Raw genomic sequence first — 11,830 nt, 5'->3', positions numbered from 1 at the left:
CGTTTGCATTGCGTCTCGGAAGTATGCTCGCGTCGCTAGCACGTCGCGCAGTGGAAGCCGTCAATCGCACTAGATCCATCACGTAGAAGCTAGTACCCTCCCCGCCCGGCGCCGCCAACGTCTAGCGGGGGGAGTCTCCCGCGCGGCCGCCGACCGATAGGCGCCACGGGAACGCACTTCATGGACGGCCAAGCGCCCGCTTTCCGCACACCCTTCGCAGTAGGTTTGGCGACGCTCGCCTTGAGCGCCGGGTGCATGACGTCGTTGCTACGTTCCTCACCCGAATCGGTGGTGATCGCGGAGCCTACCGGGGCCGACAACGCCCGGTACATCGCCCGCTACACGCAGCCTCAGGGGCTCGACTATGTGAAGATCGAGGCCGTGGCGCTGGCTACCGGCCTCGATGGTTCTGGCAGCGACCCTGCCCCGAGCTCGCAGCGGGCCGCGCTGCTGACCGAGATGAGCCGCGAAAAGGTGGAGAACCCCAACCGGGTGCTCCTTTCTCCCGACACTTCCTTGGTGCTGCTGCGTACCGTGCTGCGTCCAGGCGTCCAGGAAGGGGACCGCATCGACGTGGAGGTCCGCGTTCCGGCGCGGAGCGAAACCAAGAGCCTGCGGAGCGGTTGGGTGCTGGCGGCCCGCATGTCGGAGCTGGCCGCGCTGGACGGCATCATCCGTTCCGGGCACGTGCTGGCGATCGCGGAAGGGCCGATCCTGGTCGACCCCTCGACCGAGGAAGACAAGGCCGAAGCGGTGCAGGGCCGGATCCTGGGGGGCGCCGTAGCCACGAAATCCCGTTCACTGGGGTTGATCATCGGGCACGAGCATCGTTCCAAACGGATGCTGCTAGAGATCACCAAGGCCATCAACCTGCGTATGCACATCTACCGCGGCGGCCGCAAGGAAGGCGTGGCGACGCCCAAAGACGAGACCTTCATTGAGATCGCGGTGCACGACAGATACAAAGAGAACGTGAGCCGGATGGTGCGGGTGCTGCGGGAGGTGGTGATCGACGAGTCTCCCGCGGAGCTACAACATCGGCTTACGCTCCTCGAATCGCAACTGCTCGACCCGCTCACTGCCTCCAAGGCCTCGCTCCGCCTCGAAGCGATCGGCACGGATCAAGCGGCTGAGATCCTGGAGCGTGGCGCCAAGAGCAGCGACCCGGAAGTGCGGTTCTACTCCGCTGAGGCGCTCGCCTACCTGGACCGCACCTCGGCCGTCGAACCCCTGGTGGCCGCCGCCCGTGAGCAGCGCGCCTTCCGAGTGAACGCATTGGCCGCGCTGAGCACGATGGACAACGTGCTCGCCTACGAAGGGCTCCGTTCGTTGTTATCAACGAGCAGCGTGGAAACACGCTACGGCGCGTTCCGCTCCCTATGGCTGATGAACGAGAACGACCCGTTGGTCTCCGGCGAGCGCATGGGGGGGCAGTTCACCTACCACGTGCTCGACGTCGAGGGCCCGCCGGTGATTCACCTGACCCGGAGCCACCGCCCGGAGATCGTGCTCTTCGGAGTCGGGCAGCAGCTGCAACTACCACTGATGCTCGACGCGGGCCGCCACATCCTCGTCAATGGGATGCAGGGATCGGAGATCACCGTATCGAAGTTCGCAGCGGGGGAGGAGCCTCAAAAGCGCGTCGTGCCGCCGACGGTCGACGCCGTCGTTCGGGCGATTGTTGAACTAGGGGGCGCCTATCCGGATGTCGTACAGGCCCTACAGCAGGCCAAACGCGACGGCGCCCTGGCGTCGCGCCTCGAGGTAGACGCACTCCCGAAGACGGGCCGCGCCTACGACCGAGAAGCCGAGATCGGCTCCGACGACGTCGAGGCCCTCGAAGACGCCGACGAGGTTGACGCCGTAGAACCAGACGCTTACCGAGTAGCGACCCCTCTCCCCGACCTGTTCTCGGGGCGGTAGTCCGCCTCCGGCAACCCTGGCGCGCCCGCCGCGGCCCTTCCCCCCTTCGCGGTCATGCTCAAGGCACTGGAACTTAGCGGGTTCAAGAGTTTCGCGGAGAAGAGCCGCTTTGAGTTTCCGCCCGGCGTAACGATGGTGGTCGGGCCGAACGGCTCCGGCAAGAGCAACGTCGTTGACGCGATCCGCTGGGTGCTAGGCTCGCAAAGCGCGAAGGCCCTCCGCGGCGACGGGATGACGGATGTCATCTTCAATGGCGCCTCCGGCCATCGGCCGCTGGGGTCTGCCGAGGTGACCCTGACGCTCGACAACCGCGGTCGGATCTTCGACCTCGATGCCGACGAGGTGCGCGTCAGCCGCCGCGTCTACCGCAGCGGCGAAGGGGAGTACCTGATCAACGGCCAGGCGAGCCGGCTGCGCACCATCCGCGAAATGCTCTCGGGCGCCGGGGTCGGCAACGAGTCGTACAGCATCATCGAGCAGGGCCGTGTCGATGCACTGTTGCAGGCTTCGCCGGCCGAACGCCGCGCGTTGTTCGAAGAAGCCGCCGGCGTGAGCCGCTTGCGGGGGAAACGCCACGAAGCGGCGCGTCGCCTCGAACGCGTCGAGCAGAACCTTCTGCGGCTCTCCGACATTGTGGACGAGGTCGAGGGACGTCTGCGCCGCGTCCGCATGCAGGCGGGCAAGGCGCGTCGCTACCGCGATCACGCCGACCGGCTAAAGCGGGTGCGGTGCGAGATCGCCGTGGCCGATTGGCGCGCCGCGACCGACCGGCTGGCGGAGATCCAGCGGCATTCGGGCGACGGGCAGACTGACGAGCAGGCCGCCTCGAACCGGCTGAGCCATGCCGAGCAGACGCTTGCGGAGATCGACCGGGCGCTCTCGGTCGTCGATCGCGATGAGCAGGCCGCGGCCGAGGGGCAACAGGAAGTCGCAGAGCGGTTGGCCCGTGAGCTGGGCCTCCACGCCGCTGCGACGGTGCGGCTCAGTGAGCTGCAGCTCGAGCTGCACGCTCAACGCGCCGCACTCGTCGAGCATCGCCAGGCGCCGGCCGCCTTGGACGAAGCGACGCGGGATGCGATCGGGCAGCTCGAAGCGTGCGAATCCGCACTGCCGGCGCTGGAAAGTGTCGCCCACACTTCCGAAGCGAGCCTCGCGTCGTTGCGGCGTCAGCTTGCCGACGTTTCCGCAGATCGCACCCGTCTACAGGAGAACGTCGACTCCCTGCACGCGTCGCGGCGTGAGTGTGATCACCAGATCGAAGTCTTGCGTCTGCAGGCCGCAAAGAACGCCGAAGTAGCGCAACAGCGTTCGTTGGCGATTCGCAGCGTTGAGTCCGACTTTCAACGGTGGTCCGCCGAACTGCTGCACGCCGAGCAAGAGCTCCAAGAGCTGCAAGCGCAGCGGGCGACCGAAGAACAAGTCGCCGGCGCCGACGCCCAAGCGGTCGCGAACGTCGAGCGACAGCTTTCCGAAACTCAGGGGTTGGTAGAGCAAGCAAACAAGCGATTGTGGTCGCTGGAACTCCAAGCCGAGGCGGCCAGCCGTGAGGAAAGCGAACGTGCCGCAGTGTTGTCCGCGCTGCAGAATTGTGGGGAACAGTCATCGCCGACGTTCGAGGTTCTGGGCACGGTGGGCGAGCTAATTGTCGCCGACGTTGATCTCGCCGACATGCTCAATGCAGCATTGGGGCCCCGGAGCAGGTACTGGGTAGCGACGGCGGATCCCGGCAGCCCGCGGCAGTTGCCGGCGCTGGGTCCAATCGCACTGCGTGCGACGCTGATCTGGGCAGACGGGCCCGGCTCGGGGTCAGCCACGATCGACCTTTCCGACGAGCCGGGCGTAATGGGCCGCGCTGATGGCTTCGCTGCGGCGGACCCAAGCCTTTCCGGGCTTGTCGGTCGACTGCTTGGTCACGTGTGGTATGTCGATACGTTGCAGACCGCCGAGCGGCTGGCGCCGATTGCAGGCCGAGGCGCCGTGTTTGTTACGCACCGATCCGAGGTCCTCGATAGCGACGGCAGCTTGACCCTCGGTCCACCTCCTGCCGTTCCGGCAGATGGAGGACCGGAGCAGACTGTCGAGCGCCTAAAGGCGCTGGCAGTGGTGGAAGAGGAAGCAGTCACGGCGGCGAAGTCCGCGGCGAACAGCTTGACGAATCGCCTCACCGCGCTCCGGAGAGCCGCCGTTGAGTCGGCGGCGAACTCCGAACGCATCGTGCGGCGGGTTCGAGAGCTAGAGCAACTCGTTGCCAGTCATCGCCCCAAGATCGAAGGGCTTGCCCGGCGTCGAGAATCCGTCGAGGCGGCGCTCGCGCAACTCGAAAATGAGCAGCGTACGCAGCTAGCACAGGTGGCCGAACGTCAGCGGCGCCTGGAGGAACTTGTCGAACAAATCGGCGTTGCCGAGGGGCTTGTGGCCGAGGCGGACTCTGCCGAGTCTCGGCTTCAGTTGCGCGTTTCCGCCGCCGTCACCCTGGCTGAGCATTCGCGGCAGCGGCTCGCAGCGGCTCTGCAAGCGGTGGCCGCATTGCGAGGCGTCGCTTCTCGGGCGCGAGACGACGCCGCGAACCGCACCCGTAGTTCCAACACGCTGGGCGCTGCGTTGGAGCGAACCAAATCAGAGCTAGAGCGTACGGAATTGCAGGCACTGGCGGTCGGCGCCCGGATTGCGACGCTTACACAACAGCGAGACCAACGCGGCAGACTGCGTAAGAGATTGGTCGCTACGCGGCTCGAAGCTCAGGACCGGCGCCGCAAGATGAATGAGCAGGTCGAGACGATCCGCAAACATCTTGAGCAGGCCCGTGCTCGCAGGTCACGGAGCGACATCCAGCTTGCGCGACTCCAAGAAGAACGCTCGGCCTTGGTCAAGCGGATGCGAGACGACTACGAGATCGACTTGCCAAGGCTTGCCCGGGAGACGCCGGTTGCTAGCGGCCCGCCGATCGATCGTGATTCCCTAGAGCAGGAGATGGCGGGCCTTCGGCAGCAACTCCAGGCGTTGGGGATGGTTAACGTAGAATCTCTGAACGAACTCGATGAGCTAGAGTCGCGTTTTGCTAGGCTCTCCGCTCAGTACGCCGACCTTTCCGCGGCGCGCACGTCGCTACGAAACGTGAGCAGCAAGATCGGTCGCGACAGCCAACAGCTCTTCCTGGCAACCGTAGAGGCGGCTCGCGGCGAGTTCCGCGACGTCTTCCGCAAGCTCTTTGGAGGGGGCGAGGCGGACATTGTGCTGATCGAGGAGGGCGATGATCCGTCGAGCGACAAGAACGCAGAGCCCGGGGTCGACATCGTCGCGTGCCCCCCAGGGAAGGAGCTTCGGAGCCTGAGTCTGCTGTCTGGCGGCGAGAAGACGCTCACCTGTCTCGCGCTCTTGCTGGCGCTGTTTCGGTTGCGTCCAAGTCCTTTCTGCGTGCTCGACGAGGTCGATGCGGCGCTCGATGAGGCGAATATTCAGCGCCTGACGCGCGCCCTCGAAGAGTTCCGGTCCGGGACCCAGTTTATTGTGATCACCCACTCGAAGAAGACAATGACGGTGGCCGACACGCTCTACGGGGTGACGATGCAGCAGTCGGGCGTTTCGAAACTGGTGTCGGTGCGTTTCGAAGACGTGGACGACCAGGGAAATGTGCGGCCGTCGCGTGCCGACGAGCGACGCCTTGCTGCATGAGCGGCGCCGCGGCGAAGGTGCTTGCGGCCACTTTTCTTCAGCTTGCGTGCTTCGCGACCAACCGTGGCTAAAGAACTGCGACGCTTTTTCACGAAGTTAGGTATCGGATGGTCGCGCGTTTTGGCCGGTTGCACCACGCATCCTACGCCTAGATTCGCACGAAACCGTCTGCAGGGGGGAGCCTGCCTATGCCGCCGTCCGGCGGTTTGACGATTGCGCACGCGTTGCCGCCAGGCATGCGCGGACCGCAGTTTAGCGCTCTCTGCTGTAGATCCATCCGCTGAGGACGGGCGTGCTAGCTCCGGAGATGCTGCGCGATAGCGCAGGGTTTCCGGCGTGCGAGCCTCGCTCCCCTTGGCCCAGCCGTAGTTTCCGTGTGTTGCGCCGGCGCCCTCCCCCGATTGGGAGCCGCCAGGTGCGAATGTAGCGGACGTAACGGTTGGGTAGAGCTGGGGACCGAGACTCGCGCTGTGGGATGCGGAATAGACCGATCCCGGCGTGCGCTACCGGCCGATTCGACTAGAGCGAAGGAGCGGATCAGCAGGACCTGACCCAAACCGGATCGAGAGTTTTTTTCGGAGCATCGCCCCGACCCAGATGCAAACCGCCTCCTCGGTGCGCATGGGGCAAACAACCCGCCGTTCGACTGATTGGCGGGATTAGCGGACAATCAGCAAGATAGAATGGAGATCCCGATGAAGGTCTTTACTACGGGTCAGGTCGCCAAGATCTGTAAAGTGGCGCCACGTACCGTGAGCAAGTGGTTTGACTCCGGCCGCCTCAAGGGCTACCGCATCCCAGGTTCACAGGACCGGCGTATTCCTCGCGAATACCTGATCCGGTTCCTGAAGGAGCACGGGATGCCGCTGGGCGACCTAGAAGATGAGGCGATGGCCAAGGTGCTCATCGTCGCGCAGGATCAGGTGCTCATCGAGAACCTGAAACGCGAGCTGCCGGTGGAACGCTCGTTCCGCACGTCGACCGCCGCCAGCGGCTTCGAGGCTGGCATCCAGTCCGAGAGCTTCCACCCCGACTGCATTATTGTTGACTTCTCGATCGGCCACGTCGAGGCGCTGCAGATCTGCCAGAACCTGCGTCGCAACGTCGATTTCACCGAGACGATCTTGATCGCGTTGCTGCCGGACGACGGGTCGAGCATGAGCTTCGACCGCTCCAGCATCAACGAGACCTTCAAGAAGCCCTTCGACGCCGCACTGCTCGCAGAACGGCTGCGGACGCTGATCGGCGCCAAGAAGGAGCTCGTCTAGCACGAGAATGACCGTCGGCAGCGGTTCCGCTACCCGATCCGACGGATGACATACGATGCTCCGTTTCCGAAGGCCCCGCCGCTCCCAGAGCGACGGGGCCTTTGGCGTTTTTGGACGCCCCGTTAAGACTCCGTGGTTCCAGCGGTACTAGAAGAGACGGGGAACCGCCAACAGGACGTTTCCGACGCGGCTGGCGGCAAGGGGGCGGCGGGTGGGCAAAATCACTCGCCGCAGGGGGCTGCTACCCCAATATTCCCGCTTTTCCTCGCCACTTCTCGGCGGTTTCCGTTTTCTGCCGCAAGGCCTTACAATTCCAGGGGTTAGTAAACGGAGACGCTTGGTGAGGCAGCAGCTTTCGCATTTCGGACCCAGCGGCGACGCGCGGATGGTGGATGTCGGCGCCAAGCCGGTTTCCCGTCGGCGGGCGGTCGCGTCTGGACTGGTGCGGATGTTGCCGGAATCCCTCCAAACGATCCGCGATCGGGAGTCGTCCAAGGGAGACGTCTTGGAGATAGCCCGATTGGCCGGCATCATGGCGGCCAAGAAAACGGCCGACCTCATCCCTCTGTGCCACCCGTTGGCCTTAGAGTCGGTGGAGGTATCCTTCGAGTTCATGCCTCCCGACCTGCTACAGATCCGCTCCGTGGCATTGATAGAAAGCAAGACCGGCGTCGAGATGGAAGCGCTTACTGCGGTAAGCGTCGCCGCGCTCACCGTTTACGATATGCTCAAGGGAGTCGATCGTGGCATGACAATCGAGCGACTCAACCTCGAAGAGAAATCGGGGGGCGTCTCGGGTGAATGGCGCCGGCCCGCCCCCGCGAATTGATTCTCAGTTGCCCTTTCGACCCTCGTTTACGCGGTACGCCGCAGCCCTATGAGCCTCGCCCCCACCACGCTCGCAGACGCCCGTGACCGGGTCCGTACGCTTCTGGCTGATGTGCAGCCGCACCTCGACCGCGTTGACGACCGGCTCCGGGTCGAGCTCTCTAGCCAGCATCCGATGATCGATCGCGTGCTGCAGCACGGGGTTCGGCTTGGGGGCAAACGCTTGCGGCCCGCCCTTGTGCTGTTGGCCGGCGAGGCCACCGGCGGCGTGACCGAGGGGCACGTGACGCTGGCGACCGTCATGGAGATGATCCACACCGCCACGTTGGTGCACGATGATGTGCTCGACGAGGCGTCGCTCCGCCGGCACGAGGACACGGTCAACGCCCGCTGGGGGAACGAGACCAGCGTCCTTCTGGGCGACTTCTTGTTCTCGCACGCATTTACCCTCGCGAGCACCCTAGGCGACGCCGGCCTGTGTCGCGCGATCGGAAAGGCGACAAACACGGTGTGTGAGGGGGAACTGCGTCAGACGCTAAGCGGGGGGGACACCGCTCTCTCCGAGGCCGACTACTTTGCGATTATTGAAGCGAAGACCGCCGCGTTGTGCGCATGCTGCTGCGAGCTGGGCGCGCGGTGGTCGGGCGCCGAAGAAGCGACCGTCGGCAGGCTTTCCCGGTTCGGAATGGCGCTGGGCGTGGCGTTCCAGATCGCCGACGACCTGCTTGATCTCGTAGCCACCGAAGCGGGCGCCGGAAAGACGGTTGGGGCTGATTTGGCCAAACGCAAGCTCACGCTGCCGGTGATTCACGCCCGCGACAGCCTAGTGAACGGTCCGCGGCAGTCGCTGCTGGGTCTCTTGGAGAAGGGCGACAATGCGAGCCGCCGCAGGGTGGTTGAGCACCTAGAGTCGGTCGGCGCGTTTGGCTACGCCCAGCAGCAAGCCGAGCGATACGCCGACCTCGCCGCCGCAGAGCTCGAAGGGCTGCCGCCCTCGCCGGCCGTCGATTCGCTGCGGGCGATGGCCCGGTTCTCGGTCCGCCGCTCGGCGTGAGCGGATCGCTTCATGTGTGCTCTCTCGCAGAAGTAAAGAGCCGCAGGAGCTATGGAGAATCGCTGGTCCCGGCGGCGAGGATTGAGTAGCATCGTGAGGTCTCGGTGATCTCCAAGACTCTTGCGACGCCATGAGCAACCCCTTTTCATCGACGCAGCACGAGAACCCCTACGCGTCGCCATTGGCGGACGAGGGTCCGATTCGCCCCGATTTTTCTTCAGGGGATGAAGAGGTCATCCGTCGCAGGTACCTCTCTCATGAAGCGTCGGTTCGCGCAATTGGCCTGCTCTACTACATCGCGTGTGCGTTCTTCCTAGTCGCGACCGCCGGAATGGTTCTCGCGATTGCACAAGGGGAAACGATCAACGCAACTGGGGCGGCAACCCTTTTTACAATTCTTTCGGTGCTTGCTGTTGTGACGGGAACGCTGGGTTGGGGACTTCGTCGATTGAAGGCCTGGTCCCGGCTTGGCACGATTCTGTTCGCGTCGCTCAATCTGCTGCTTGCGGTCACGCTGTACCGATTCAATCCTGTTGGAATGCTTATCAACATCTACATCCTTTGGCTGCTCGGGAGCGCGAAGGGCAAGTTCGTTTTTTCCGAAGAGTACCAGCACGCACGGTCCGCCACTCCGCATATCAAGTACAAGACCTCGAAGATCATCTGGGCGTTGTTAGCGATTCTTCTATCGCTAGTTCTAGTAGGAGTTGCTGTGGCGATTGGCTCTGCCTTCAGCGGCTGATAGTAGATTAGGCGCCATCCACCATGATCCGTTCTGCCTGCTGCTTCGCATCCGTCTCGCCCACATCGACAAACCGGCACTCACTTAGGCCCCTAAACCACGTCCCCTGCCGCTTTGCAAACCGCCGTGTGCGGGCCTGGATGCGGGCGGTCATCTCTGCCTCGCTGATCGCGCCCGCGATAAAATCGAACGCCTCTCTGTAGCCGACCGCCTGGCTGGCGGTGGGGCCAAGCGTGCGGCCCTTGCTTGTTAGCCCGCGGGCCTCTTCGACCAGCCCAGCGGCAAGCATCGCTTCGACGCGTTCTTCGATCCTACGGTGTTGGTCTGCACGTTCCCGCCGCAGCACGAACACCCGCCGCTGCTCGGCGGGGGCGCCCTCCTCGAACTCGAACTGCTGGTGGCTAATCGGCTGCCCCGTTGCGTGGAACACCTCCAGGGCGCGGATGATCCGTCGGGCGTCGTTAGGGTGGATTGCCGAGGCCGCCACAGGGTCGATCGCGGCCAGCCGGGCGTGCGCGGCCGGAGTGCCTATCTGCTCCAGTTGGGCCTCGATCTCGGCCCGGAGCGCCGGGTCGGCCGCCGGGCCGTCGAACATCCCCCGCAGCATGATCTTCAAGTAGAGCGGGGTTCCGCCAACGAACAGCACCTCTTTGCCGCGCCCGCGGACCTCGACGATCTTAGCCAACGCCAGGGAACGGTACTGTGCGACGCTAAAGTCGTCGGACGGATCGACCACGTCGATCAGGTGGTGGGGGACCTGCCGCTGCTGTTCGGGGCTCGGCTTGGCTGTGCCAATATCCATCCCTCGGTACACGGCCATCGAGTCGAGCGAAAGCACTTCGGCGCCCAGGCGGCTGGCTAGCTCGAGCGCTACCGCTGTTTTGCCTACGGCAGTGGCGCCCGTTAGGTACCAGCAGCGCGTGGGGTCGTTTTCCGCGGTAATCTCGTTCAAGTCGCCCGCCTCTACGGGTTTGCCAACGGCCTGGGGCCCACTTAGACTGGTCTGTTTGCGGCCTGCCCCCGCCCCTGCATTGTTGCTGGAAATAATGGGCAGGAGAACCGCGTACCCCAATCCATAACCAGAGAGCGGAAGTTGCCCGACCAAACCGCTAGGCCCCTCGACGCGCTAGAAGCGACGATCCGCGAGCGCGCCGAGCGGCCGAGCGAGAAATCATACACGTCGCGGCTGCTCACCGGTGGGGTCGATGCGATTGGCGCCAAGGTTATCGAGGAGGCGGGGGAGTTGGTCGAGGCGGCCAGCGAACCGGGAGACGCCGGCCGCAGTCACTTTGTGTACGAGGCGGGCGACCTGGTCTACCACACGCTGGTGCTGCTGAGGGCCCGCGGGGTTGAACTGGCCGAGGTTGAGGCAGAACTGGCAAAGCGGTTTGGAGTTTCGGGGATAACCGAGAAGGCCAAGCGACGCCAAGCCGGCAGCGAACAAGTCGAAGGCGAAGTAAGATGACCCAACCCTTTCGTATCGGCGTTCCCAGCAAGGGGAGGTTGTCCGACTTAGCCGGCGAGCTCTTGAACCAAGCCGGGCTGCGTTTCCGACGCCAGGACCGCAGCCTGTTCGCCCGCATCAAGGCGTTTGGCGAAGGGGACCAGCCGGTCGAAGCCGCGTTCCTCCGCACCGACGACATCCCGACGCTTTGTGCGGAGGGCGCCATCGATCTGGGGATCACCGGCAGTGATCTGGTGGCCGAATCAGGCGCCGAGTTGACGACTCGCCTGTCATTGGGCGTGGGGCACTGCCGCCTCGCGGTGTGTGTCCCCGAAGACAGCCCGGTGGTGCAGCCCAAAGACTTGAGTGGCGACCGCGTAGCCACAAGCTTCCCGACCGTCACCCGCAACTACCTGAACGCCCAAGGCGTGACGTGTCATGTAGTTGAGCTATCCGGCTCGGTCGAGGTGATGATCGCGCTCGGCGTGGCCGATGCCATTGTGGACTTGGTCGAGACCGGCAGCACCCTGGCGGCCAACAAGCTGCGGATCCTCGACGAGATCGGTCAGTACGAGACGGTGGTTATCCAGAACCCGCGACGCAAATCAGAGCTGGCCGACCGCATCGTCCGCCGCCTGGAAGGGGTGGTGATCGCCCGGGCCTACTCACTACTGGAGTACAACGTCCCCGAAGCAAAGCTGGCCGCGGCCGAGGAGATCACCCCCGGCTTCAGCTCGCCGACGGTCAACCGGCTGGAGAAGGCCGGGTGGTGCGCCGTGCGGGCGATGGTTAAGCGGGGAGAGGTGATCGACATCATGGAACGCCTCGAGGCGCTCGGCGCCGAGGCGGTGCTGGAGACCGCTATCAACAACTGCCGGCTCTAGACGGACGACGGTTGA

General features: G+C 64.4%; 9 protein-coding genes. 8 read left to right on the top strand and 1 reads right to left on the bottom strand.

The features are described 5' to 3' along the window. Positions 1-255: 255 nt before the first annotated feature. From Pla175_RS19665 to Pla175_RS19640, 6 genes are all read left to right on the top strand, one after another. A complete protein-coding gene (locus tag Pla175_RS19665) occupies positions 256-1,923 on the top strand; it encodes a flagellar basal body P-ring protein FlgI (protein WP_197527006.1) in 1,668 nt (555 codons plus the stop codon). A gap of 54 nt (positions 1,924-1,977) precedes the next feature. Further along, on the top strand, positions 1,978-5,595 hold the full coding sequence (gene smc / locus Pla175_RS19660) for a chromosome segregation protein SMC (RefSeq protein WP_145289362.1): 3,618 nt from the start codon (positions 1,978-1,980) through the stop codon (positions 5,593-5,595). A 695-nt stretch (positions 5,596-6,290) separates the two neighbouring features. Next, positions 6,291-6,863 carry a helix-turn-helix domain-containing protein gene (locus tag Pla175_RS19655; protein WP_145289358.1) on the top strand — a complete coding sequence of 191 codons (573 nt, stop codon included), beginning with the start codon at positions 6,291-6,293 and terminating at the stop codon, positions 6,861-6,863. 340 nt (positions 6,864-7,203) lie between these two features. Continuing rightward, complete coding sequence (gene moaC, locus Pla175_RS19650; protein WP_145289355.1) at positions 7,204-7,692, top strand: cyclic pyranopterin monophosphate synthase MoaC; 489 nt, start codon at positions 7,204-7,206, stop codon at positions 7,690-7,692. Between the two features lie 48 nt (positions 7,693-7,740). Further along, positions 7,741-8,745 carry a polyprenyl synthetase family protein gene (locus Pla175_RS19645; RefSeq protein WP_145289351.1) on the top strand — a complete coding sequence of 335 codons (1,005 nt, stop codon included), beginning with the start codon at positions 7,741-7,743 and terminating at the stop codon, positions 8,743-8,745. A 130-nt stretch (positions 8,746-8,875) separates the two neighbouring features. Further along, entirely contained in the window at positions 8,876-9,487 is a 612-nt protein-coding gene (locus Pla175_RS19640; RefSeq protein ID WP_145289347.1) for a hypothetical protein, read from the top strand. 7 nt (positions 9,488-9,494) lie between these two features. Here the strand turns inward: Pla175_RS19640 and miaA are convergent, their stop codons facing one another. Further along, the gene (gene miaA, locus Pla175_RS19635; RefSeq protein ID WP_145289343.1) at positions 9,495-10,439 is read right to left on the bottom strand and encodes a tRNA (adenosine(37)-N6)-dimethylallyltransferase MiaA; all 945 of its coding nucleotides are present in this window, start codon (positions 10,437-10,439) and stop codon (positions 9,495-9,497) included. A gap of 141 nt (positions 10,440-10,580) precedes the next feature. On the opposite strand from miaA, the gene hisE reads away from it, so the two are divergent. After that, positions 10,581-10,952: a phosphoribosyl-ATP diphosphatase gene (gene hisE / locus Pla175_RS19630; RefSeq protein WP_145289340.1), complete on the top strand. Its 372-nt coding sequence runs from the start codon at positions 10,581-10,583 to the stop codon at positions 10,950-10,952. Then, complete coding sequence (hisG, locus tag Pla175_RS19625) at positions 10,949-11,815, top strand: ATP phosphoribosyltransferase (protein ID WP_145289337.1); 867 nt, start codon at positions 10,949-10,951, stop codon at positions 11,813-11,815. Before hisE ends, hisG begins: the two co-directional genes overlap by 4 nt. The last annotated feature ends 15 nt before the right edge of the window (positions 11,816-11,830 follow it).

The sequence above is a fragment of the Pirellulimonas nuda genome, assembly GCF_007750855.1.
Lineage (GTDB): Bacteria > Planctomycetota > Planctomycetia > Pirellulales > Lacipirellulaceae > Pirellulimonas > Pirellulimonas nuda.
This window is presented reverse-complemented; position numbering and strand designations above follow the sequence as displayed.